Source organism: Pedobacter sp. B4-66 (assembly GCF_018492665.1).
Taxonomy (GTDB): domain Bacteria; phylum Bacteroidota; class Bacteroidia; order Sphingobacteriales; family Sphingobacteriaceae; genus Pedobacter.
Window position 1 is genome coordinate 1 of the sequence record NZ_JAFVME010000002.1, and the last position, 25356, is coordinate 25356.

A 25356-nucleotide genomic window follows, 5' to 3' on the forward strand; every position below is an offset into this window, starting at 1 on the left:
CAGGAAAAATAAAAAAGGGCAGGATCTTCGTAAGAAGATCCTGCCCTTTTTTATGAGGTTTATCTTTTATATTGATAGTGATATATTTAATATTATGCTCTACTGGCTATTTTAATATTATCAATTGCTATCATTTAGTTCAACCTTGTACAACTGCTTGTTCAAAGCTACTGCCTTTCCTTCCTTTACTACAAATTCAGTGTCTGATAGAGGGCCTAGCGTTCTTTTGCGCTTCTTCAGCGCAAATTAATGCAGCCCGAAAACAGATCACTTAATTTGCCCCTCTTAATTTGACTTCCTTATCTTAATAATCCTCATCCAGTGCATCATTTTCATGATCGGATAAGTTGGATCAAACTCAAACCATTTGCTTGCAAAGTTTGGGCTATTAGGTTTTTTGTGGTGGTTGTTTTGAAACAACTCTCCTAACATCAGAAAATCAAGCGGCAAAGAGTTTTTGCTATGATCATTGTTATCATGATTCGAATAACCGTATTTATGTCCACACCAATTCACGATTGCACCATGAAGAGGTCCCATCAAAAAGTGGATTGGCAACAATAAGAACATCCACCATGCGGTAGCAAAAGTTACATAGAACCAAATGTAAAAGCAGATGAACACCGAACGTGTAATCCAGGAGTCCCCTATCTTATCAATAATTGGCCATGAAGGATAGTTATCACGAAACTGTTCTTCAGGCTCATGGTTATACTTTGAATAATTCAGATAAATGTTTTTTGTCTGAATCATCATACCCCAAACATCTTTCACAAAATGTGGAGAATGTGGATCCTTCTCTGTATCACTATAAGCATGATGCATACGATGTAAAATCGCATATGCTCTTGGATTTAAAAAGGAAGATCCTTGTGACAAAAAGGTAATCGCATAAAAAAACTTCTCCCAAAAGCCATTCATTTTAAACATCTTATGTGATGCATAGCGATGCAGAAAGAATGTCTGAGAAAATAGCGACAAAAACCAGTGCGCCAGAAAAAATATTAAAATTATCATATAAGATATTAACGATTATTATAGATGTTTAGATACAATTATGTCATTAAATGACAGGAAGATGCGTTATCTTCCGAAATCGTCCTGAACCCTAACAATATCGCTTTCATCAGATGGACTAGCCGGATCTGTGTGTTGCCAGATTTCTGAAACAATACCCCAATCTTCTAAACCAATTAAACGGTGTCTTTCACCTTGTTTTAATTTGATGCTTTGTCCTGGAGTTAATTGTTTTACTTCACCCTGCTCGTCAGTATCACTAGTGATTACTCCAACGGTACCGTTAACTACTCTCCATATTTCAGCACGACGATGGTGATATTGCCACGATAAGCGTGTATTTGGAGCAACTATCAATATTTTAGGACTTAATTTACCTGAAATTTTAAGATCATCAACATTTAAACCTTCAAAATAAACGTTCGCAAATTGTTGTGCTTGTTCTTCATCAATTACAAAAAAACCTCCCCATGGACGGGTCTCATCACGGTTAACGACATTAAATCCTTCAATCTTTAAGCGTTGTGCAACGCCTTCAAATATTTCTTTTTTTTGATCTGACATTTTATAAGTGGTATATTTTAAATCCCAAACTTACTTAAAACTGCTTTAGCTTTCATTATCAGAGCTAAAAAAAATCAAAAAAACAGATAAAAAGAATCAATCGCCTAGATTATCAATGTCTGCCAGATCATTATTTAGGTCAATAATTAGGCTATATAGCAGTGAAATATTCTTATCATCAGGATCAAACTTTCCTCTCAACAAATCTGAATATTTATCAATGAACTCATCATACATCTCATCAGGTATTTCCACTTCATTAAGTTTAATTTGACAAGTGGTATGGTATAGTAATTGGGAGATCGAAAAATAAACAGCATTTAAATTATAAAGTAAATCTTTGTAGCTTTTACTTTCCCAATCAATAATATAAGCATAGTAACTATCAGAAGCCAACAGACTGTACTCTTCATTTTCCATCACCTCCATCTCATCAAGGTTGTTTATTAGAAAATAAGTCTGAGAGCATTTTACCACCTTATCAATGGAGCTCAACAAAATCCGAACTACCTCATCATCAACAGCCTCTAAAAGCTCAAAATCATCCGACGAAATAGAATCTGGTTCAATCAAGCCTTTTAAGTCCGAAAGATCTTTTTCATAGGCAATCATAAAGCCATTCTTGCAAAGCTCGTTTATAACAAAACTTAAAACATGAGGTACAAGCCCTTTAATGCTATCTTCCAAAATCTTAACTTTTAGATGTTCTTCGTTGAAGTTAATTACATCTCGGCAGATTACAAAATAAAAATTTCGCTAGTTCTTGAGGCTAGAAATATCACCATTAATACTTGTAGGTAACCACAAGCGGGAGATGATCTGAAGCGTGAATATCATTTAATACCTGATGTGACTGTACTTTCAAAGGACTCCCCTTTTTTAACATGATAAAATCTATTTCTTCTTTAGGGTTTACATCTGGAATCGTAGGTGCGCAATTTTCCTGGCAACTACGTTCAAAATATTTCTCCAATACCTTCATCGCAGGAGTTGAGGCTGTAAGGTTTAAATCTCCGGCAACAATTACAGCTCCTTTACGGCCACCTAAAATTTTGTTAATCTCTGCAACCTGCAGTATGCGATGTTCATCTTTCAAATCCAGATGTGTGCTGGCAAAATCAAGCGTCTTTCCATTTGCAAGGGTAACATTAATTACTGCCAGAGAACGAGGCTCAGCATTTAATCCTTCCTTAAAAGGCAATGAAAATCGTTCTTCTTTATTGATCTTAAATTTGGATAATATGGCAACACCATATCCCCCTCCACCAAAATCAATGCTTTTAGAAAAGAAACTATACATCCCGGTTAGTTCTGCAAGTTTTTTCACTTCATCAACATTACCGCTACGACTGGTTAATACATCTAGCTCCTGCAATGCTACTAAATCTGGTGATTGACTATTTATTACATCAGCTATGGCTTGTAAATCAATAACACCTTCTTTTGCGGGTGGGTTCCCGTGATGAATATTATAGGTCATCACCTTAAGTTCCTTTTCTTTGTTATTAACAGAAAGCGAATCAGTATTATTTTTTGCTGAAACTTTTACTGCAGAAAAACTAAATACTGAACATATTATCAGTGTGGCTAAAGTTGTACGGGAAGATCTCATATTAGTTTGGTTATTATATGTGCCTAAATTAATAAACTATTTATAATAGTTTATGTTTTACTAAGTACAATAGTCGCATTTCACCCCTAATAATGCCGTATTCGTACCCCTTATTGTTGGCTAAATGGCTGTAACTTTAAGTATAAACTTAAAACTCATGAAAATAGAAACCTTAAATGAAGTAACCGAAACAACAAACGAATTGTCAAACATAATTTCTTCTATGTCAGAAGAACAGCTCAATAAATCCCCTTTTAAAGGTAGCTGGACTGCCGGACAAGTTACAGATCACATTTCACAATCATTTGGAGGAGTGATACAAATAGTTAATGATGGAGCAGTTCCTACAGAACGGGAACCTGGCAAAAAGATTGAACTTATTAAAAGTATATTTTTAGATTTTGCAACTAAAATGACTTCACCTGATTTTGTTCTTCCTTCTCAGCCACCTCATAAAAAAGAAGTACTGATTGCAGACCTCAACACAATGAAAAATCAATTAACTGAAGCTATCAAAACGTTAGATTTAACAGAAACTCATATGAATTTTGAAATCCCGGGATTTGGGAAATTTACAAGGCTAGAGTGGATTAACTTTCTTATTTATCATATGCAAAGGCATATCCACCAAATCAAAAATATACAGCAGCTAATATAAAGCAGAAAAGCCTCCGGTCCATGAGGCTTTTCTGCTTTAACTTGAAACTTGTATTTACTTCGCCAATTGTGAGTTAATTCTTTTTACAATATAATCGATATCAAATGGTTTACTGATATAATCATTTGCACCTGCATCTAAACTTTTTTGTTTATTCTGATCATTTGCCGACATCACAATAATTGGAATATGCTTAGTAAAAGGGTCACCTTTTAAATCACTGCAAATATCAGTGCCATCACCATCAGGTATCATTACATCTAAAATGAAAAGATCAGGCAAACTATCCTTTAATTTACTTTTAAGTTCTGTAAAGCTCGAGGAAAGCTGTAATTCATAACCTTCATCTTTAAGTAAAACTCCAATTATATACCTTATATCTTCATCATCTTCAAGGACGTGTACTCTTTTTATCATAACGGATTCTTATTAATATAGATTTAGTAATACATAGCAACAATTTGGCCACACATAATAAGGGCTATATAATTATTACGCAAATGATACAGGATGCTACAGGTTGCCAAAATAGAAAATATATACTTACTTCAATAAATCTTTAGAATGTACGATCAAAGCAGGGCCGCATTCTAAAGATTGACAACCAAATATTAACACCATTTACAACAAGGCAATCCATATTGGACAAAAGGATAAATAACATCTAAACAGCAAATGAAGTCAAGCCTTTTAAATATTGACGAGGATAAAATGTTGCTTCAGCAAATACGGGATGATTGTAGAATCGCGTTTGATACACTCTATCAAAAATATTGGAAGTTTGTACTCAATACGGGATACAAGCGACTAAACGATATTGGCAAAGCAGAAGACATAGCTCAGGATGTATTTACACAACTTTGGTTAAGAAGAAAAGATCTTGTTGTGAACAATATATCTGCGTATCTATTTACTGCGATAAGAAACAGTACGTTTACACTTTTAGCTAAGGAAAAAAGGTACATCCCGATTAACGACCTTCTTTTGGAGTTAAAGGCTGACAAAGCTAGCGCAGACGCACAAATGTTGCACAAAGAATTCATGATTGCTTATGAGGCAATGGTTGATGCTTTACCCAACCAACAAAAAACCATTTTTAAAATGCGTTATCATGAGGAATTAACTGCTGATGAAATCGCAACCCAACTACAACTTTCTCCGAAAACAGTTCGAAACCACCTAGGTCGCGCTATTAGTACATTAAGGGCTTCCTTAATGATGACTTACATTATTATATTCTTTCAGGCATAGAGCGACATCTATATCTTTTTAAAATATTTTTCCATTTCGACTGGGCTAATTTCAATCTCGCTAGTCTTATCATTAACCAAGTAGTCAGACGATCCAGAATCTTATGCGAAATTTAGAGAAAGAAAAAGTTTTAGAGATTCTAAATAAATACGAAAAGGCTACAATTAGCCCTGTGGAAAAAGAATTTTTAAATGCTTATTTCAACATTTTTGAGCTTAATCCAGATTACACAAGTGAACTAAATAAAGATGAAGAGGAAATATTAAATCTTCGCCTAAAAAATAAAATCAATCAAGCAATTGATCAAAGTGATCATAGTTATTCTTCTTCTGTAAAAAAGCTAAATATTATCTGGGTAGCTATAGCAGCCACATTAATCTTCGTCACTTTTATCACTTTTTATTCCAACAAAAAAGCTTCAGACAACAACAACATTAATTCCGGCAATGAAGTAGCAATCAATATACCTCCAGGGGGGAATAAAGCGATATTGACACTCTCTAACGGATCAAAAATCCTTCTTACAGATGCCGAAAATGGAGAAATATCAAATAAGAGTGGTATTAAAATTACAAAAACCGGAGATGGTGAATTGGTTTATGAAATTACAGGAAAAGTAGAAAACGAGACAAAAGCTCTAAACACAATAGAAACCCCACGGGGAGGACAATACAAGATAAACTTACCTGATGGAACAAAGGTTTGGTTGAATGCTGAGTCCTCCCTTAAGTTCCCAATTGCATTTGAGAGTATCGGCAATAGGTTGGTTGAACTAAGCGGAGAAGCCTATTTTGAAGTTGCTCATAATAAAGATCAACCCTTCATTGTTAAAACCTCCAAACAGGAACTTGAAGTTCTCGGGACTACGTTCAACATCAATACCTACGAAAACGAGTCATTTACAACAACAACCTTATTAGAAGGATCAGTTAAAATAACCCATGATAATCAAACTAAGGTGATTAAAAAGGGTCAGGAAGCAAAAGTAAGAGATGATATAAAAGTAGAACCAGCCCATGATAATGCTGTTGCCTGGAAAAATGGGATTATATCATTTACAAATGCAGATATCCGAACAATTATGCGCCAGGTTTCCAGATGGTATGATATAAATGTGAAATATGAAGGAGAAATTCCTGCCAGACTATTTACAGGAGAAGTATCCCGACAAGCAAATCTTTCAGAACTAATTGGAATACTGGAGACAAGCAAGATAAAATTCAAGTTAGACAATAAAACAATCACAGTAATGCCTTAACTAAACAATCAACCAATTATAGACTAAACCAAACCAAATATGAAAAAACGCTACAATTCCCCTTAATCGCAGGTTAGTTCAAAAAAAAACCGATAATGCGCTAACATTATCGGCTACATTGTTTTTCAACAACTGTAGGGATTAACCATTCTTATCTATTGACTGATATTCACTTAAACCCCAACAAACAAAAGTATGGATTTTTATTCTATCTATAGGCCCCACTATGAAAAACGCCGGGGCCTATTCAAAATTTTCATGGGTATGAAATTAACACTGTTCTTCGTAGTCGTTATTGGCTGCCTCCAGGTAAACGCATCAGGGAATGCGCAAACAATTACACTTTCTGCAAAAAATGCACCGCTTGAAAATATCTTTAAAGAATTAAAAAAAACAAAGCGGTTACTTATTCTGGTATGAAAATTCTTTGCTTCGCAATACCAATAACATTGACATTAATCTGAACAATGCAACACTCGATCAAGCACTTAAGGAATGCTTTAAGGATCAGCCAATATTCTATAGCATAATCGGCAAGACAATAGTCATTAAAAGTAAAGACGCTGAAATAAGCAGACGCCTAGACAAACAAATAAAAGGTATTGTTTCTGATTCCGCCGGCCCCGTCCCCGGGGTTTCTATTAAAGTAAAGGAAAAAACGAGTATAGGCACTACAACCGATAGTCAGGGCAGATATTCAATAAGTGTCCCAAACGAAGAAAGCACTCTTATTTTTAGTATGGTTGGCTTTGTAAGCCAGGAAATCAAGGTAAAGGACTTGACAATAATCAATGTTACGCTTAAAGCAGCGAACAATACTCTTGATGATGTTGTTGTGGTTGCCTTTGGAACTCAAAAAAAGACAGAAGTAGTTGGCTCAGTAACAACCATTAAAGTGGCTGACCTGAAGGTTCCATCCAGTAATTTAACAACAGCATTAGCTGGGCGTGCTGCAGGGGTGATTGCGTACCAACGAAGTGGAGAACCGGGACAGGACAACGCCGACTTTTTTGTACGTGGCGTAACCACTTTTGGATACAAAACCTCTCCCTTAATATTAATTGACGGAATGGAACTAACCGTCAAAGATTTGGCACGTCTACAACCAGATGATATCTCCAGTTTCTCGATTATGAAAGATGCTACTTCCACTGCACTATATGGTGCTCGTGGAGCAAACGGGGTTATCCTTGTTACAACAAAACAAGGAAAGGTAGGAAAAGCTAATCTGTCATTACGTTTAGAAAATTCTCTATCCGCTCCAACAAAAAACATTGAGTTAGCTGACCCTATTACTTACATGAAAATGTCTAATGAGGCAATTCTTACCCGAACGGATTTCTCTGACCTCGATAGAGGTAATGACGATTTGTATTCTGACGAAAAAATTGCCAATACAATAGCTGGAATAAATCCAACAGTATACCCCGCCAATGACTGGCAGAAGATCATGTTTAAGGAATATACCCAAAACCAGCGTGTAAATTTAAATATAAGTGGTGGTGGTGGTGTTGCTAAATATTTCGTATCGGGATCCTATAATAAAGATAACGGGATCATGAAAGTAGATAAACGCAATAATTTCAACAATAATATTGACTTGAAAAGTTACACTTTACGTTCTAACGTAACTATCGATGTTACCAAATCAACTGAAATGATTGTCCGCCTAAGTGGAAATTTCGATGATTATACCGGCCCAATTGATGGTGGTGCTGATATGTACAAAAAAGTAATGCGATCCAATCCAGTTAGATTTCCGGCCTACTATCCAACTGATGAACAACATCAATTTGTGAAACACATCTTATTCGGGAATTATGATGCGGGTCAATACATAAACCCCTATGCTGAGATGACTAAAGGGTATAAAGACTATACCAGCTCTTTGATGCTGGCTCAACTGGAAGTGAAACAGGACTTATCATTTTTAACTAAAGGACTTTCTTTCCGTACCATGGTAAATACCAATAGAAATTCTTATTTCGATGTTAGTAGATTCTACAATCCATACTTCTACAAGCTAGCCGGATATGATGTATTTACAAATACTTATGCGATAAAAAATATAAATCCCACTACAGGTACAGAATACTTAGGTTATCGTGAAGGTCCAAAGACAGTCAGTTCTACATTCTATCTTGAATCGATGCTTAATTATAGCCGGGCCTTTGGTGAGAAACACAATTTAAGTGGATTAATAGTATACATGATGAGGGAAAACATAAACGCTAACGCCGGAGATCTTCAATTATCATTACCATTTCGAAATTTAGGTGTTTCGGGCAGAGCAACTTACTCTTATGACAACCGATATTTCGCGGAATTTAATTTTGGCTATAACGGTTCAGAACGTTTCTATGAAAAAAAACGCTTTGGTTTCTTCCCTTCGGCAGGTTTAGCATGGAGTATATCCAATGAGAAATTTTTCGAACCAGCTAAAAATACCATTTCTAATTTAAAATTAAGAGCTACTTATGGATTGATTGGAAATGATGCGATTGGCGCTGCCGAGGATCGTTTCTTCTATCTATCAAATGTAAACATGAATGACCCAAGCAGAGGTGCGTTCTTTGGGCGCGACTTTACAAATGGTTATTCTAGTCCTGGGGTATCTATATCCCGATATTCTAACCCAGAAATAACATGGGAAACATCGACACAAAAAAATATTGCTTTAGAGATCGGTTTGTTTAATAAAGTAAATATAATAGCCGAATACTATACGCAACTGCGTAAAAACATATTGATGACCAGATCATCAATACCAATAACCATGGGTTTTTCAGCACCAATAAGAGCCAATGTTGGCCAAGCGTCGGGAAAAGGAACTGATTTATCCATAGATTATCAGGAAAATTTCAGTAATGGTTTATGGTTATCAGCTAGAGGGAATTTTACTTACGCAACAAGTAAATATAAAGTATTTGAAGAGCCAAAGTACGATGAAGCTTATCGCAGTAGGGTTGGACATTCGTTATCCCAAACTTTCGGATATATTGCAGAACGCTTATTTGTAGATGATGAAGAAGCGGCCAACTCACCAAAACAAAACTTTGGCGTTTATGGCGGTGGAGACATTAAATACACTGATGTCAATAGAGACGGCCAGATTACAGAGGCTGATAGAGTTCCCATAGGAAACCCCACAACTCCTGAAATTGTATACGGCTTTGGTTTCTCTGCAGGTTATAAAGGGTTTGATGTGTCAGCTTTCTTTCAAGGACTCACTAATGAATCATTTTGGATTGACGTGGCCGCCACCTCTCCCTTTGCATCCTATAGATATAACGGTGAAAATATTTCCGGACAATTACAAAATCAAGTACTAAAAGCCTATGCAGATAGCTATTGGTCTGAGGACAATAGAAATGTTTATGCACTATGGCCTAGATTAAGTCCCAACGTTAATAACAACAATGCGCAAACCAGTACTTGGTTTATGCGTGATGGTTCATTCTTGAGATTAAAGCAGGTTGAGATTGGTTATACATTGCCAAAAAAACTAATGGCTAAAATACATACATCAAACTTCCGAATTTACATAAACGCAAGTAATCTACTGATTTTTAGCAAGTTCAAATTATGGGATGTGGAGATGGGTGGCGGAGGATTAGGCTATCCAATACAAAAAGTATTTAATCTAGGTTTAAACGTAAATTTTAATTAATAACCGAAGTCAATCCTATGACTATCCATTTAAGCCCAACAATTAAAATTATGAGAAAATATATTCTATTGGGGGTTTCTGTTCTGATTATCTTATCAGTGGTAACCTCCTGCAAAAAATACTTAGATGTAGTTCCAGATAATGTTGCAACTATTGATAACGCCTTCACCATGCGAACCCAGGCAGAAAAATTTCTATTTACCTGTTACTCCTACATGTCAAGAGACGGTGATGTATATTCCGACCCGGGCATGTTAAGTGGTGATGAGCTTTGGCAAGTTGTTGGTACGGAAGGGACCTATTCCAACATTGCCAGAGGTTTTCAGAATGTAGTAAACCCTTATGGAGATAACTGGGAGAAATATTACAGGGCGCTGAGGGACTGTAATATCTTTCTCGATAATATCGGAAAAGTCCCAGATTTAAAAGAAACTGAAAGACGCCGCTGGATTGCAGAAGCAAAATTTTTAAAAGCTTATTATCATTTCTATTTAGTAAGGATGTACGGTCCAATTCCAATGGTAAAGAAAAACTTATCTGTTGATGCTGATATAAATCAGGTAAAAGTATTCCGGGATCCGGTGGACTCATGTTTCAATTATATTGCGCAGTTACTTGACGAAGCTGAAGATGGCCTACCACCAACTATTGATAATCCTACAGATGAATTAGGCCGTGTTACGCAATTAATCGCTTTATCACTAAAAGCAAAAGTACTCGTAACTGCTGCAAGTCCATTATTTAATGGTAACCCCGACCAAACTTCTCTTAAAAATTCTAATGGAACACCATTATTTAATCCAGCTGAATCAAAAGAAAAATGGGATTTAGCGGCAGCAGCTTGTAAAAAGGCAATTGACATGGCCGATGAACAGGGATTGAAATTATACTATTACAATCCAGCATTTGAGCAATTTAAGCTATCAGACAGCATTAAAACACAATTGAGTATCAGAAATGCGATTACCGACAAGTGGAATAGTGAAATAATTTGGGCCAATACCCAAGTAAACACAGCAGGCCTCCAAGCATTATACACGCCTTTCCTAGACCCTCAATTCCTTGATCAAACAGCCACGAGGGGATTATTTTCACCTACATTAAAAATTGCAGAAATGTTTTATTCAGAAAACGGAGTACCTATAGCTGAAGATAAAACCTGGAACTATGCTAATCGATACAGTTTACGAACCGCATCTGAAAAAGACAAAAAATACATTAGAAAAGGTGACATTACCGCCAACCTAAACTTTAACCGTGAACCTCGCTATTATGCCGATTTAGGTTTTGATGCAGGTATATGGTATGGCCAAGGAAAATATGATGATAAAAAAGACATGGAATTATTCTACTTGGAAGCCAAATTCAAAGAAGTACAAGGCGCAGGTAAAGGTGGCTTCGCCACTGTAACTGGTTATTACATTAAAAAACTTGTACATTTTGAAAATGTTATCACCAAAACCGGCTATTCTGTAACACCATATCCTTCTACTATTATGCGCTTATCGGATTTGTACTTGTTATATGCAGAAGCATTAAACGAATCAGCTAGCCCTAGCCCTGAAGTATATAAATATATCAACTTGGTACGACAAAGAGCAGGTTTAAAATCCGTTGAATCTTCATGGGCTCAATTTTCGACCAATCCATCAAAATATACAACCAAGAATGGTTTGAGAGATATTATTCAGCAAGAACGTTTAATTGAATTAGCCTTTGAAGGACAGCGTTTTTGGGATTTGCGTCGTTGGAAAGAAGCTTCCCGAGTACTGAACAGCTCAATTACCGGCTGGGATGTTAATCAATCCTCAACAGCAGCATATTATTTACCAAAAGTCATTTTCAATCAAACATTTAGTGTTAAAGATTATTTCTGGCCTATAGCCGATGCAAACATTACAGTTAATCGAAACTTAGTACAGAATCTGGGCTGGTAAGCTTACGTGACATTGAAATCGACAAGAACATATTAAAGAAAATCAAAATGAAAAAACAAATATATTTCCTTACCGCAATCGTAATCACCATGGCATGGTATGGTTGCAAAAGGGAGGACAGGCTAGATCATATCGACAAAAATGCTCCCGCCCCTACGCAAATTAGTGATGTAAAAATTGAGCCCAATGCAGGAGGTGCAGTATTAACATATAAAATTCCTAAAGACCAAAATCTAGCTTATGTTAAGGCCATATATGAAATACAACCCGGCGTTTTTCGCGAGGCTAAATCATCGTATTACACCGATACAATAAGCTTAGTTGGCTATGGTGATACGTCAATCCATGAGGTCAAATTATATAGTATTGGAAAAAATGAAAAAGCATCAGAACCTGTCTCAGTAAATATCAGACCTCTATCCCCCCCTGTTAGAACAGTATTTAATGAATTAAATCTTCTTGCTTCATTTGGAGGTGTCAAAATCGAATTCAAAAATGAGCTGGCAGCTAACCTAGCTATTGTTGTAATGGTTGATAGTACAGGTAAGAATACATGGGCTCCTGTAACAACATTTTACACAGGAGCTTTGGAGGGAAGCTTTTTTGCCAGAGGATTTGAATCCAAAGAAAAAAAGTTCGCTGTATTTCTTCGCGACAGATGGAACAATAAATCGGATACTTTAATAAAGCCTTTAACCCCTTTATATGAAGAGTTAATACCTAAAAGCAAATTCTCTGTTTTACGTTTACCAACAGACACTTACACTCCGGCTGAAGGTTACGTTTTAGAAAATGTTTATGATGAGAGATATTTCTGGAATGGTTTATTTGCTTCATCAAATGCATCTAAAATCCCACAATGGTTTACTTTAGATCTAGGGCAGCAAGTTATACTTAGCAGGTTTAAAGAATTCCAACTAGGTTCAGACCATTTTTATAGAGGTTCCGCATTAAAAGCTTTCGAACTTTGGGGATCAAACAATCCAGATCCTGATGGCGGATGGGCAAACTGGGTGCTACTAGGCTCATTTAAATCCTTTAAACCATCTGGATTACCAATGGGGCAAACCAACGATGCAGATTATAATTACGCAGCTTTTAACGGCGAAGATTTTGAGTTTGAGAACCTTGTACCCGCTGTGCGATACATCCGACTAAAATCTACGGAATCTTACAGTAGCTCAGGCCAAATAACCATTGCCGAACTCACCTTTTGGGGTCAAATCATTAAATAATTTTTTAACACTTAAATACCTAAATATGAAATCAACACATTGGTATTCCATAATATTATCACTTTTCATATGCTTAATAGGCTGTAAAAAGATGGACAGTACTTATAAACAATACATCGTTCCTGGAGGATTACCTTATACAGGAAAAGTGACAAACGCAAAGGCCTATGCTGGTAAAAATAGAATTAAAATCGCATGGCCAAAAAGTAAAGACCCAAATGTAGTAAAGGCTAAGATTTTCTGGAACAACTATGCTGATTCTTTAGAAGTAAATACGCAATCCGAACTAGATACGATATCAGTAACCATTGACAACTTACCTGAAAAATCATATACCTTTAACATTATAACCTATGATGGAAAAGGGATTCCATCTATTCCGGTTGAGCTATTAAGTGGTTCCTATGGTGAAAAATATCAAGAACAATTGCTAAACCGTCCGGTAAACTCTTTGATTATTGATGTAGATGGAAAAATAACAATAGATTGGGGAAATGCAGATATTTCCAGCGGCGCCGTTTTTTCAGAACTAAAATATGTAAATACAGCTGGAAATCCCACAACAAAACGTTTTTCAGTCAAGGAACCTAAATCCCTTCTTACAGATCTGAAATCAGGAACAAGGTTCGAATATAGAACAGAATTTAGACCCGATACATTGTATAGTATTGATTCATTTTTTACCAATTATGCAGAGAGCCACGAACTAACTATCAGCAAAGCAAGCTGGAAAGTCATCGATTTCTCTTCCGAACATGACAATGGCTCAAATGCAGTGAAAAACTTTATTGATGGTACAGATGGAACCCGTTGGCACAGCCGAGCTGATGGTAGAGGCTACCCCCATTTTGCTACTATAGATATGGGCGTTGAAAGAACTATTACACAATTTGGAGTATGGAGAACTACTTTCGAAAACGGCGGAGATAGCAGAGCGCCAAATAAGATTCAATTCTTTACAAGTACTGATAACGCAACATGGGTTGATCAGGGTATATTTGATTTTAATCGTTTAATAAATGGAGAGCAAACCATTTTATTACCATTAAAACCAAGAGCAAGATACTTTAAGTTTGTAGCGGTATCAGGTCCTGAAAACAATATGGTTATTGGAGAAATTAGTGCCTACGGATTATAATATATTATATACCGATAGACCAAAACAAACATTAATATCCCTTATGCTTTCGGTTGCCTACGGGCAACTAAAAGCATAAGGGATTACTTATTTAAGGCTTAGCCTTAATCCATGTGGCAATATCCGTTACCAAAGTTTCAGAAACATTAACAGGAACCCTATATTGTTCCATAGTACCTTTTTCCGTCTGCGGACTCAAAAGATGGTTAAGCTCAGGATACAATTTTACCATTGAACCTTTTTTCTTGCCAATAGCCGTGTTCCATAAATTATAGTCAGTGGTCGAAACCTGAAAATCGTTTCCTCCCTGACCAACAAAAATACGCTGCTTTGCTAATTTTTTTGCTGTTGCAACCTGATCGTTCATATTAAGATCAACCCAATAAGAAGCCGGCAAACCCAATAAAACCGAATCAGACTTCATTGCTCCAAGCTTAGTTATCCTGGTAACATCCAATTCCTTAATTACTGTATCCAAACTTTTCTTACCTGCTTCGGAAGTATCTTTAGAGAGACTAAACATATATTTATTTTGCTCAACCAAAAGATCCGTAAACTTCCTTGCCGGCGCTGCAAGCATGATAATCCCATTTAAATCCGGTGCCAATGTAGCTATCCTTGGAGCAAGCATCCCTCCCAAACTATGTCCAAGTAGGTAAATTTGTTTCTTATTTACCTCTGGTAAAGTTCTGGCAAGAGCAATTGCAGCAAGAGCATCATCTATTACTTCCTCTTTAACAGTAAAAGCTTTTCCAAATTCACCTGAATAAATCATTGTTCTTTTTACGTAACGAATAGAGGCTATGCCTTTTGAAGCCAAACCAACGGCTATATCTTTCAACGGTTTATTAGGGCCAACAGTTTCATCCATATCAGCCGGTCCAGATCCGTGAACTAATACCACAACAGGATAACTTGTAAGCTTTTTAGGTACGGTTAACACCCCAACTAAACTATGTCCCGGTGTTTTAACATTTATTTCAGTTTCCTTATACAAAGTGGTATCTGCATATGCAGGGAGTGTATACGCGGGTGACGTAGACTTTGGCTGAAGAAAGAATCCTACAATTTTTTCAGCTTTATTAAAGGCTAAAAGGAAGTTCTGATCCTCATTTGTAAATTTCCCTTCGAGTGTAACGACAAAAAACTCTCCTTGAGTTTTACTGCTAATTACGTCTAACGCTTCAACTTTACCGAGCTTTTCTGAAACTTGAGTCCATAACTTTTTCAAATCCTCTTCAGGTACTTTTGCCTGAAAAGTAGCATCCAAATATCCATAAGCCTCGGTATATTTCTGGTCTTCCAGGAGCTTAAAAAAGTCTTGCGAACGACCTAATAAATTTAATACGCCTTGTGAGAACGCACTCGTTGTAACAAACAATGCAAAGATTAACAGAATTACTTTCTTCATTTAAATGATAATTGATTTTCAAGCCTTTTGATTTATAGACTCCAAACCAAAGCTAACATTATTTAAGAAAACAAATAACAGCAGAACAACAATTTAGTGTAAGTCCATGTTGAGTCCATGGTAAGTCCATGTCATATCCATGTTTTTACTTAAAAATCATGGACATGACGCGACCTTTACTTAAAACTAGGTTGGGATCTTACTGAATTATTCTTACATCCTTAGGGGCATTTATATCGGTTTTAATTTTGCCGTTGGCAAGTTTAGTGTGTTTAACTTTTAAAACGCCATACGGTGTAGGATATGTTCCTTCAACGAATTTTAAATCACCTAAATGCGGTTCTATTTTAATTGCTTTACATCCTGCCTCAACCACTTTTATTCCCAAAACATGTTCTGTTAGCCATGCTGTAGGTCCAGAAGCCCATCCATGACATAAACTATGTCTAAAACCTATATAGCAGTATGCTCCATAATCACCATGCACATCCTTTTTACCTTCAGGCACCAATTCATCAATTCGAGAAGCATTAGGGATCCAATCCATGTTAAAATCTTCCCAGAAAGTTGTTGCCCCCAAGTCCAGCATTGCACCCCAATATTGGCGGATTACATCGATAGCACCTTGATGATCTCCTGCTTTAGCTTTTGCCTCAAGCATGTAGTATCCATAAAAAGTAGAGAAATTTGCCGCTCCTCCAACAGATAGAACATCTTTATTGGCTTTCTCTGCAGGCATTAAACCGGTAATAGCAAGTAGAGCTGCAGCTTGTTTTGAACCATTGGGATCAGGTACATATTTGCGCATTCTAGCTACAGTTTTATTACAAAGGTCTGCTGTTTCTTTATCGCCAACAAGTGTGCTTATTTTAGATGCTGCCGACAAGGACCAAACCGTCATGGCTTGTAAACCTGCATGAATACCTTTTGGATTTTCGCTTGATGGCCAATCCAGAAAACGAGTTCCATCCAGCTTTTCTTTATTATCGTCGCCAACTTTTGCAACTATTTGCTTTACCAATCCACTTAAATATGACTTCTGTTGCTTCAAGTAATTTAAATCTCCATTCTGCATATACCAATCGTAATGAAGGATAATCCACCACATTGAGTAGGTGCTTATTCCGTTCATCCAGCCTGGTAATGGCGTAGTTTCTCTGGATAAATCTAAACTTTTAGGAACCACCTCATTGTATCCGAAAACAGAATTAACGGTAGAGATTTCAGGGTGAAGATCTCCAACCCAAACCAGTCTATCTCGTTTAATTCCGTCCCAAAGGTATTCCTGCATATTTAAGTGCACTGTATAAGCACCGGTTTCCCAGATTTTATTTAAGCGTTCATCACTACTTTTAAACGAGCCGATATATGGAATATCTCGATACGTAAAAATTGCACGAACTTCTTTCAATTGGAGTTCAGCATTTTCTTCTTCAAGGTCTATACGCACAAAGCGAAATCCGCTTTCAGCTAATTGGATTCTACCCAACCATGGAGCCACTGTAGTGAAATCTCTGATTGCATGATCATTGGTTGCTCCTTTTGGACCGCCAACATCCGACATTGCTTCACTCGCAGATTCCCCATAACGCACACGAATCTTAAGAGGGAGATTTTTTGGTCCCCACATGCCAGTTACAATCTCCAATCCACCTTGCAGCTCTTTACCAAAATCAAGTAGTATGGATGCTTTTTTACCAGAACCATCATTTTTCAGGATTGCCATATTACGGTTGGCTAAATCTGCCTGACTAATCCCTGGTTTCAACAATTGTTCAAGGTTACTAGTCTGGCCTTCTTTCCATAAAATCTTTACAGGGGAAACATATTGTCGGGTTAAGGGACTAATACTACCGGCTTTAGCAGCACTGCTAAGTTTCTTACCTGGCTGTGCCTGTATTGCAGTGGCTAGTAAACAAATGGTAAAAAAAGGATATAAAAATTTCTGTAACATGTTTTTAATTTATAATGATCTGTTTAGATTTTCTCTGTTTTAATAGTGTGGTTTCCTGATGTAAGTTCAAAAGCCCTGAAGCCATCTTTAAGGCCTAAGTCCTTAATATATTTTGATTTATCTGCTATATTTTCAGCTTCTTTTTCCTGTAACTGAAGTATAGCAGTACAGTTTGGTGGCACATTGATATTCATTACAAGCTGATTTCCTGTACGTTTCCATGCAGTTTTAATTAAACCGGCAGGTGACTGCATATCGGCTTTAGCCCATTCCATTTGAGTAGCCGTTAACAGTGGTGGGCGGACAATGAAACGCTGAAATCCTGGTGCTTTCGGATCGCGCTTTATACCTGCCACCCCATCAACATACCATGCCCCTGGGTATAGGTAAGAGCTGTGCAGAAGAGAATGGCCTGGAAGATCTTTTTCCCACATTTCCCAAATGGTGGTTGCATCATTAGCTTTCATATAACCCCAACTTGGATAGTCAGTTTGCGATGTCATCGAATAAATAAGATCGTCTCGCCCTGCATCTCTTAGTACTTTAAAAAGCATTGCACCGCCTGTTATACCAACATTGATGTGCCCTTTATGAACAACCAGAATTTCGTTTTCCAGTCGTTTCATTATTAATGGTTTTAAATCTTGTGGCATTACCTCACCTAATAAAGCCGCAGCCAAATTAGACATTGATTTATCAGAATAACTATGATCGTCTGCATTGTAAAACTTGGCATGAATCGCTGCGCTTGATACATCAGCTTGTTTTTCCCACTGTTGTGCCTCTTTATCTTTATGGAGCACACGGGCAATTTTAGCAGCAGTACGAAGGTTAAACACCCGGTAGCAGTTGTTTAAAAATACCGCTTGAGGTTTATCGTTGTTCATGCCTTCGGCAGTTGCCCCCGGCCATAACCAATCGCCTAAAAAGTCCCATGCTCCGCCAAAGCGAACTAGCATATCGTCTTTAGTATTAAGATCAAGGAAGGAAAGCCAACCTTTTATCATTTCAAAATTCTTGTCAAGCACTCTTTTATCGCCTTCATGCTGATAAATAAACCAAGGCAAGGAAACTACTATACCACCCCAAGGCGGACCACCACCGCCCATGTAAGTAGGTGCAGTATGCGGTAAAACTCCGTTGTTCATTATACGACCGCCCATTACACCTTTGCGGGCAAAGTTTTCATCGTACATATTGCCCACCAGAGATTCTGTTCCCTGCACATCTCTCCAGTCTTCCATCCATTTCGTATAGAATGCAGCCATGTGATAGTTGAACATTCCTGTCTCGCAGGTTGCATGTGCATCGCCACCATAACCAAGCCTTTCGCGCTGAGGGCAATCTACAATGTAGCCGCCTATTGAGAGGTTCTGAAAGGTCCATTTAATTCTGTCATACATCCAGTTTTGCAAAGGATCAGAACATACAAATGTAGTAGCTTCTTTGTAATCGGTACGCACCATCCATCCACGGATATCAGCCAGAGATGGTTTACTTTTTAAACCTCTAATGGTAATCCAGCGACCTGAGCTGTAATTAAACCGATTATGAAAAGTCCCCTCTCCTGTTCTCCCAATAATGAAAGCACTGTGATTGCTAAAAGTGATATCGGCCTGTTCTCTTTCCGAAAACAGAAATTCAATCTTATCACCTTGTTTACCTTTTACTTTAATCTCCGTCCAACCTGCAAAATTCACACCCATATCAACGCGATAGGTTCCATCGTTTCTTTCTACAATTCCAATTGGCTTTATCTCATCAAAAACACGGTTACCCTCTATCTTTTGAGCAGATAGAATTAGCTTAGGCTGATAAACGATGGCTTTATCCCAGGTTGTTTCATCACAAGCAGTGGTATTCCAATTTGGAACTTCTTTATTCGCATCCCAGATCTCTCCTCCCATTCTGTTCGAATCCCATACACCTAATAATTTATTAGGGCTTTTATGAGTTTTCCAGGTTTCATCTGTACTGATTATCAGTTCAGGTTTTGATAGTGGTGTGGTATTTTTGCTGGTATAAATTGAGGCCTGAGCAATTACAATTGGGGTATTCGGCCTGTCTTTCACAATGTATGGACCAAAAATAGACCATGATGTCCCCAACCAAACGGTGATTACATTTTTGCCTACCTTAAGTTCCGGAGCAATATCATAAGCAACATAGCGTGCCCTTTTCATATGATCAGTTACACTTGGTGCCATTACATCGTTCCCTATTCTTTTTCCATTTACGTATACTTCATGAAAACCTACAGAGGCTACAAAGATGTTTGCTTTTCCAGGTTTTGTTTTAAGCGTAAAGGTTTTTCTAAGCCATGGATCCGATATGTTACAATCCTGTTGTTTAGGATCAAAGATCTGGTCTGTCCCAATCCATTTTGCTTTCCAATCTGTTGGTTTAAGTAACCCTGTTGTCCAGTAAGCAGTTTTACTCCATGGCGATATTTTTCCATTTTCATCTTTAACAGATACCTTCCAGAAATAGTTTTTATCAGAGATAAAAGCTTTTCCTTTGTAGGTTATCTGTTGCATTTCAGATGAGTTTACCCATCCGGAATCCCATGCATCTCCTTTATTTATTTTTAGTCCACTTTCTGTTGAAGCCACGATAATCCTATAGGCGGTTTGCTTTTGTCCGAATGCAGTGGTATCTGCCGCATTAAGTGTCCAACTTAAGCGAGGCTGCAATTCATCTAGTCCAGCCGGATTAATGAGATACTCACATCTTGTATTTACCGGAATAACAGAACTGATCTTCTCTGTTATTTTGGAGGCGAAAGCTGTCCCCGAAAAAAAGAGAAACAGCAATGCAATAAACATATTTTTAGTTGGTATCATTGGGAAATATTTGGTCTATTAAAGTAACACAATTATAGCTTAACGGCAACCTGTACTGTCCAGTACAAGGTCTATTCTTTAATATACCTGTAAGCGAATCGTCCATTTGGAGCCGCATCTCCTTTATCTAACCAATGCATTGCATTTCCATCAAGAGGCGAATTATCAGCCCATTTAAAATCTAAAGTAAACTTGTTTCCAACAATCCCGAGCTTATTTTTAGGAATAACCAACTCCAGTTCATTTTTACCAGCTTTGTATTTTACTACGATAGATTTACCAAGCCTTCCGTCCTTTTTGAGGTTGTGTAACGTAGCACCGTTTGCTACATATTGAAACCCCTCCCAACCTACACCGCTAACTCCTTTTACACCGATAAACAAATGCATCCAATCCCGAGAATTCGATGGAGTTAATTGTTCCTTTGTTTTTACATAGAAATATACATTTTGCTGATCCGATGTAATTCTGGATTCTACGATATCATTACGCCCAGAAGTATTTACATATTCGCTTATTCGGCCCCAACCGGGATGTTTGCGATGGAAGGTATCCCCGCTATCATCTTTATACTCTGCTGGTATTTTTTTCCAATCCTCAAATTTACCATCGATAATAACCGAAGCATTGGTTTTGTAAGTGGGTAATTTTCCTGAGCCTTTAAACTTTCTTACATAATCCACTAACTGGTAATAGTAATTGTCTTTGGTTACTCCATTTTCAGGTTCCGCATCTCTGCTAAATTCTGCATTATAAAGATCTACAAAATAGGTTTCCCCCTTTTCAATCGATTTACCTAAAAAGGTTTTGGATGCACCGTCATTAAAGCGCATGGCTACCCATTCATTCCATCCGGTAACAAACACAAACTCAGGATCTACCTCAAGTGCTCTTTTCCATTGTTCTGCAAAGTAAAGTCCTTTTTCGGTCGAGAATATTTCCGGTTGTTCGCCATTATGAAAGCTCCTGCCAATGTTCGACATAGGGTGTTGTGCAATGGAAACCGTTACTTGCTCTGCCTTATCTTTTGAGTCATGCCAGCCATAAGACTGAGGATAGTGATCTAGCCATGGCCACTTGTCTTTACCATCGCCAAACCACTCCTGACCTTTACTCCAAGCCCATGAATGTCGGGTAGTAAAGAAGTTGCCAATTTCAGGTGTAACAGCTTCCGGCGGGCACAATAGCAGAGGTTTTCCTTTCCACATGAACCAAAGATTGTTGAACAATCCTTTTTTATAAATCTGCTCGTAAAGGTTATTAACCGTTTGCTTTGGCGCACTATTTACGATAAAAGAAATAGAAGGTGTGCTTAAACCTTCTGCACGCATTTTCAAGTAAGTATTGGCTATTTTAGTAACCTGCGGCAAGTAAATTGCAGCATTGGTTACGTCGAGAATAATCACATCAATACCTGCATCCGACAACATTTGCGCATGCTTGCGGATTACCCATTCATCATCTGCAAGGTAGTAACCGAAATAAGGTTCTCCCCAATGGTGAAAAGCATGAATTGGTCCATATTTAGGATCCGTCGGGTTAGCCTTTAACAGTTTTGTAATGTCGTAAGGGCTAACCGTATCTCCCGGTGTTTTAGGCATAATTCCACCATCCGCAGCACCGCCTTTATGTTGATCGTAACCATGAGCGCCCTGCCATATAAAATAGAATATCCCTGCATATTTATCTTTGCGCAGATTTTTATAATTGAAAGGATCAATTGTACGGCCAAGTGCGTCTTTTGCTACCCATGTATCCGCATTTGAGGATGAGATTAAATGTTGAGCACTTACCTGAAAAAAAGCAACGCAAAGCATTCCCAGTAAACAAATCTTAAATCTTGCCTTTTGCACCATACCTAATTTTTTAAAAACATTATCAATTGGCTGAACTATAAATAAAATTAAAGCGACCTCCAGGTGCTGTGTCACCATTCACATACCAGTCCAATGGATCACTATCGTCCTGCATATTATCAGACCATTTAAATTCAAAATTGAGTGGTTTAGCTACATTTTTAAGGTAGGTTCTTGGAATGGTGATCATCAGTTGGTCACCCTTAACCTGATATTTTAATGTTTGCATATTTTGCCACTCTCCATCCTTATACAGCTGTAAGATGCTTCCTGATACAACTCTAAAATCATATCCTCTCCAGCCTGTTTTAGCACTTCTGTCTGTGTCAAGATATAGTCTCATCCAATTACTACCTGAATTGGCAGTGATATTGGCAGCGGTTTTCACGAAGAAGTAAATATTTACTTTGTCACGTGCAACCTTCATCTGTTCAAAATCGTTCCTACCTGTTGTGTTGGTATAAACAGTGGCAGGCTCTATCGGTGTACCAGGATGGTTGCGCTCCTTTGTGTCGCCTGTATAATCTTTATAAATTAATTGTACTGATGCCCAGTCACCCAGCCCTCTGATTGTTTTAGGTAAACCGGCCGAAGGATTAGCGGCCACACCTTTGTACCTCCTTATATTCCCAACCAATTGCATATAATAATTATCCTTTAAGCCGGCAGTAAGCGAGGGTTCAATATCTCTGCTATATTCAGGACTTGCCTGATCACAAAACCAGGAATGCTCTGGATTCTCATCTCTGCTTGGAAATTTTCCCGCTATCCACTCATTCCAACCTGTTACATACACAAAAGGTGTATTTTGTTTTATAGCATAGTCCCATTGCTCCTGAAAATTATAGCCATAAATTACATCTGTTGCAGGATTTCCGGGTGATCCTTTACGATAACTCCTGCCCCAGTTGTCCTTATTACCGTAAAATGCAGAGCCTCCCATACCGGCAGTTGGATTAGGGTGCTGAGCGACTGAGACATTGATAATTTCTACTTGACCTTTGGCATTCTTGTATGTTTTTTGCGGCCTTACAAATTCAATCCATGGCCAGCTATTTGTTTTTTGAGGTTCATTTGGCCATTGTGACTCTCTATATGTAAAAGCATTTTCATAATCTTTTCCTTTAGCTTCCGCTGATATGCCAATTATTAATGGCTTACCATCCATTAAATACCAGCACTCCGGATGGCGATAAGGTGCCTCTGGTTTATAAAAATTATTATAAGCTTCCTGCATCGTCTCACCCGACGAAGTGTTGGTATAAAACACAATCCTTGGTGGAATTTTGCCCTGAGCACGTACAGCATTCATAGCCTTCATTAATACATCGGCCTGTTTTGGATAAGTTAAACGGTTTGTTGCATCAATTACAAGAATATCTACACCTGCATCAGTCAGCAATTGGATGCTTCTTAAATGTACCCAGTAATCATCCCCTTTATAATACCCATAAATAGGCTTTCCCCAATAATACATCCCTCCACTTCCCCAATATGGATTATCAAAATCATTGAGTACTTCCGGGTGAGTATTCACTATTTCATTAAGATCCCAATACTTACGCGGTGCTGTTTCATGCCATAAAAAATAGAACATGGCAACGGTTTTTTTTCTTGGATTTCCAACCTCGCTATTTTGAGGAAGAATTCTGCCTAGATCATCAGTTCCGGCAAATGACTGAGCATTTGACAAACCTATACCAAATAGTGTAAATAGTATTATAAGATGAACATATCTCATTGGATTTATTTTTTAACAAATGCCTTTTTTAACACTTCCAGATATCCCATTTTATGTAAAGTATCAGGTTCAAGATAACTACCTTCCGACCACTCATTCCAAGCATTGATTGTAATCAGTTTGCGTTGTTTTGGATGTTCATCAGCAAAGGTTTTGGCTTTTGCAACATACTTTGCAAACTTCTCTGGAGCAGGATTATTTATGTAACCGGTTCTATACGGAAACCTTGGATTAGCATCCCAACTTATTGTCAGGTTAGGAAAATATGGAATGGTAAAATCTTTACTAAACCCTTGCCACATATTGGTAGATAAATCTGCCCATTTCTCGTAATCTCCATCTGGATTTTGTAAATGTGCCCAGCAATAGTTGGTAAGACTGTTAAAGCCAAAATACTCCATTACCTTATTCTGTGTTTCTATTTTTTCACCGGGCACTCCCGTAATACTCGATGGTAACGCCTGCCAAAGAATCCCTTGTAAATGCAGTCTAGGGAATCCGGCAGCAATGGTTTTTTGTCTGAAGTAATCTAAAGCTTCTTTAGTTTGCTCTGCACCACCTAATCCGGCAATGAGCGTATGAAGTTCATAAATACAGAATACCGGAGCACCATCAATTTTGTAATAAGCAGGGTTTTTGAAGTACTTCTCTATTACACGATCCACAACGATATTAAACTGTTTACGATCGACGCTCCCCTTCCAAATCACAGAATCCTTTCTCGGGTTTTCACGTTCCCAGTAAGTTGTAGCATCATGATTCGCCCACATAAGGTAAAATTTCATGCGGTTTTTGTTAGCTTTTAAAAATCCTTCATTGATGCAATCTTCCAGGAATGGTTTCCCCTCGTACCAATACCAATCGAAAATAAATGTGTTCACTCCGTGATCAACAGCGGCAGTGATCTTTTTATCCATATCCTTTGGATTTGCCTCATCGAGATAGCCCCATAATGGAACTTTTGGTTGGGCATGCCCCTTATCTTTGGCCTTTGCTTTATAAATGATTTCCCATTCTCCCTTTTTCTCTGGGAACAAAAACTCTGCTCTAGGTTCATAATGATAAGCAGGCCAATAAAATGCAGCCACATCATATTCCTGGGTAATTTTCTTTTTGATGCTGCAAGATTGAAATATGGTTGAAACAACTAGAGCTATTCCTAAAAACAAGACTAGTCTTTTATAAGAGAATGATTTCATTGTGCTTATTGT

19 protein-coding genes are annotated in these 25356 nt (G+C 37.6%); 8 read left to right on the top strand and 11 right to left on the bottom strand.

The annotated features are described in order from the left end of the window. Positions 1-285 precede the first annotated feature (285 nt). The 4 genes from J1905_RS03930 to J1905_RS03945 all read right to left on the bottom strand — a co-directional run bounded on the left by J1905_RS03930 (position 286) and on the right by J1905_RS03945 (position 3193). Positions 286-1017 (bottom strand): acyl-CoA desaturase, encoded by a 732-nt coding sequence (locus tag J1905_RS03930; RefSeq protein ID WP_173091760.1) that lies wholly within the window; start codon positions 1015-1017, stop codon positions 286-288. Between the two features lie 66 nt (positions 1018-1083). Then, positions 1084-1581, bottom strand: coding sequence for a cupin domain-containing protein (locus tag J1905_RS03935; RefSeq protein ID WP_108203250.1), 498 nt, complete (start codon positions 1579-1581; stop codon positions 1084-1086). A 96-nt stretch (positions 1582-1677) separates the two neighbouring features. Further along, positions 1678-2268, bottom strand: a complete 591-nt coding sequence (locus J1905_RS03940) for a hypothetical protein (protein ID WP_214225949.1) — start codon at positions 2266-2268, stop codon at positions 1678-1680. A gap of 97 nt (positions 2269-2365) precedes the next feature. Beyond that, complete coding sequence (locus tag J1905_RS03945; protein WP_214225950.1) at positions 2366-3193, bottom strand: endonuclease/exonuclease/phosphatase family protein; 828 nt, start codon at positions 3191-3193, stop codon at positions 2366-2368. 157 nt (positions 3194-3350) lie between these two features. Between J1905_RS03945 and J1905_RS03950 the strand changes: the two genes are divergently transcribed. Then, positions 3351-3851: a DinB family protein gene (locus tag J1905_RS03950; protein ID WP_214225951.1), complete on the top strand. Its 501-nt coding sequence runs from the start codon at positions 3351-3353 to the stop codon at positions 3849-3851. Positions 3852-3905: 54 nt separating this feature from the next. Here the strand turns inward: J1905_RS03950 and J1905_RS03955 are convergent, their stop codons facing one another. Beyond that, positions 3906-4268 carry a response regulator transcription factor gene (locus tag J1905_RS03955; protein ID WP_214225952.1) on the bottom strand — a complete coding sequence of 121 codons (363 nt, stop codon included), beginning with the start codon at positions 4266-4268 and terminating at the stop codon, positions 3906-3908. A 258-nt stretch (positions 4269-4526) separates the two neighbouring features. On the opposite strand from J1905_RS03955, the gene J1905_RS03960 reads away from it, so the two are divergent. From J1905_RS03960 to J1905_RS03990, 7 genes are all read left to right on the top strand, one after another. Further along, a complete protein-coding gene (locus tag J1905_RS03960; protein ID WP_214225953.1) occupies positions 4527-5102 on the top strand; it encodes an RNA polymerase sigma factor in 576 nt (191 codons plus the stop codon). A gap of 103 nt (positions 5103-5205) precedes the next feature. Then, positions 5206-6360 (top strand): FecR family protein, encoded by a 1155-nt coding sequence (locus tag J1905_RS03965; protein ID WP_214225954.1) that lies wholly within the window; start codon positions 5206-5208, stop codon positions 6358-6360. Between the two features lie 264 nt (positions 6361-6624). Continuing rightward, a complete protein-coding gene (locus J1905_RS03970; RefSeq protein ID WP_214225955.1) occupies positions 6625-6780 on the top strand; it encodes a hypothetical protein in 156 nt (51 codons plus the stop codon). Positions 6781-6787: 7 nt separating this feature from the next. Continuing rightward, positions 6788-10030: a TonB-dependent receptor gene (locus J1905_RS03975; protein ID WP_250317989.1), complete on the top strand. Its 3243-nt coding sequence runs from the start codon at positions 6788-6790 to the stop codon at positions 10028-10030. Between the two features lie 50 nt (positions 10031-10080). Continuing rightward, positions 10081-11967, top strand: coding sequence for a RagB/SusD family nutrient uptake outer membrane protein (locus J1905_RS03980; protein WP_214225956.1), 1887 nt, complete (start codon positions 10081-10083; stop codon positions 11965-11967). 47 nt (positions 11968-12014) lie between these two features. Further along, positions 12015-13202 carry a DUF5000 domain-containing lipoprotein gene (locus J1905_RS03985; RefSeq protein ID WP_214225957.1) on the top strand — a complete coding sequence of 396 codons (1188 nt, stop codon included), beginning with the start codon at positions 12015-12017 and terminating at the stop codon, positions 13200-13202. Positions 13203-13227: 25 nt separating this feature from the next. Then, positions 13228-14340 (top strand): DUF4998 domain-containing protein, encoded by a 1113-nt coding sequence (locus J1905_RS03990; protein WP_214225958.1) that lies wholly within the window; start codon positions 13228-13230, stop codon positions 14338-14340. A 91-nt stretch (positions 14341-14431) separates the two neighbouring features. Here the strand turns inward: J1905_RS03990 and J1905_RS03995 are convergent, their stop codons facing one another. From J1905_RS03995 to J1905_RS04020, 6 genes are all read right to left on the bottom strand, one after another. Next, positions 14432-15751 (bottom strand): DUF3887 domain-containing protein, encoded by a 1320-nt coding sequence (locus J1905_RS03995; RefSeq protein WP_214225959.1) that lies wholly within the window; start codon positions 15749-15751, stop codon positions 14432-14434. A 199-nt stretch (positions 15752-15950) separates the two neighbouring features. Continuing rightward, positions 15951-17705, bottom strand: a complete 1755-nt coding sequence (locus J1905_RS04000) for an alpha-L-rhamnosidase-related protein (protein WP_214225960.1) — start codon at positions 17703-17705, stop codon at positions 15951-15953. A gap of 23 nt (positions 17706-17728) precedes the next feature. Further along, complete coding sequence (locus J1905_RS04005; RefSeq protein WP_250317990.1) at positions 17729-20548, bottom strand: family 78 glycoside hydrolase catalytic domain; 2820 nt, start codon at positions 20546-20548, stop codon at positions 17729-17731. 71 nt (positions 20549-20619) lie between these two features. Continuing rightward, positions 20620-22404, bottom strand: coding sequence for a glycoside hydrolase family 71/99 protein (locus J1905_RS04010; RefSeq protein ID WP_214225961.1), 1785 nt, complete (start codon positions 22402-22404; stop codon positions 20620-20622). 22 nt (positions 22405-22426) lie between these two features. Further along, the gene (locus tag J1905_RS04015; protein ID WP_214225962.1) at positions 22427-24145 is read right to left on the bottom strand and encodes a hypothetical protein; all 1719 of its coding nucleotides are present in this window, start codon (positions 24143-24145) and stop codon (positions 22427-22429) included. Positions 24146-24150: 5 nt separating this feature from the next. Then, entirely contained in the window at positions 24151-25344 is a 1194-nt protein-coding gene (locus tag J1905_RS04020; RefSeq protein WP_214225963.1) for a glycosyltransferase WbsX family protein, read from the bottom strand. Between the last annotated feature and the right edge of the window lie 12 nt (positions 25345-25356).

What these genes read in the sequence shown, in the direction of transcription:
- J1905_RS03965 (WP_214225954.1), top strand. Translation starts at nt 5,206, where the DNA reads ATGCGAAATTTAGAGAAAGAAAAAGTTTTAGAGATTCTAAATAAATAC.
- J1905_RS03985 (WP_214225957.1), top strand. Translation starts at nt 12,015, where the DNA reads ATGAAAAAACAAATATATTTCCTTACCGCAATCGTAATCACCATGGCA.
- J1905_RS04015 (WP_214225962.1), bottom strand. Translation starts at nt 24,145, where the DNA reads ATGAGATATGTTCATCTTATAATACTATTTACACTATTTGGTATAGGT.
- J1905_RS03960 (WP_214225953.1), top strand. Translation starts at nt 4,527, where the DNA reads ATGAAGTCAAGCCTTTTAAATATTGACGAGGATAAAATGTTGCTTCAG.
- J1905_RS03970 (WP_214225955.1), top strand. Translation starts at nt 6,625, where the DNA reads ATGAAATTAACACTGTTCTTCGTAGTCGTTATTGGCTGCCTCCAGGTA.
- J1905_RS04010 (WP_214225961.1), bottom strand. Translation starts at nt 22,404, where the DNA reads ATGGTGCAAAAGGCAAGATTTAAGATTTGTTTACTGGGAATGCTTTGC.
- J1905_RS03955 (WP_214225952.1), bottom strand. Translation starts at nt 4,268, where the DNA reads ATGATAAAAAGAGTACACGTCCTTGAAGATGATGAAGATATAAGGTAT.
- J1905_RS03995 (WP_214225959.1), bottom strand. Translation starts at nt 15,751, where the DNA reads ATGAAGAAAGTAATTCTGTTAATCTTTGCATTGTTTGTTACAACGAGT.
- J1905_RS04020 (WP_214225963.1), bottom strand. Translation starts at nt 25,344, where the DNA reads ATGAAATCATTCTCTTATAAAAGACTAGTCTTGTTTTTAGGAATAGCT.
- J1905_RS04005 (WP_250317990.1), bottom strand. Translation starts at nt 20,548, where the DNA reads ATGATACCAACTAAAAATATGTTTATTGCATTGCTGTTTCTCTTTTTT.
- J1905_RS04000 (WP_214225960.1), bottom strand. Translation starts at nt 17,705, where the DNA reads ATGTTACAGAAATTTTTATATCCTTTTTTTACCATTTGTTTACTAGCC.
- J1905_RS03980 (WP_214225956.1), top strand. Translation starts at nt 10,081, where the DNA reads ATGAGAAAATATATTCTATTGGGGGTTTCTGTTCTGATTATCTTATCA.
- J1905_RS03935 (WP_108203250.1), bottom strand. Translation starts at nt 1,581, where the DNA reads ATGTCAGATCAAAAAAAAGAAATATTTGAAGGCGTTGCACAACGCTTA.
- J1905_RS03990 (WP_214225958.1), top strand. Translation starts at nt 13,228, where the DNA reads ATGAAATCAACACATTGGTATTCCATAATATTATCACTTTTCATATGC.
- J1905_RS03945 (WP_214225950.1), bottom strand. Translation starts at nt 3,193, where the DNA reads ATGAGATCTTCCCGTACAACTTTAGCCACACTGATAATATGTTCAGTA.
- J1905_RS03930 (WP_173091760.1), bottom strand. Translation starts at nt 1,017, where the DNA reads ATGATAATTTTAATATTTTTTCTGGCGCACTGGTTTTTGTCGCTATTT.
- J1905_RS03950 (WP_214225951.1), top strand. Translation starts at nt 3,351, where the DNA reads ATGAAAATAGAAACCTTAAATGAAGTAACCGAAACAACAAACGAATTG.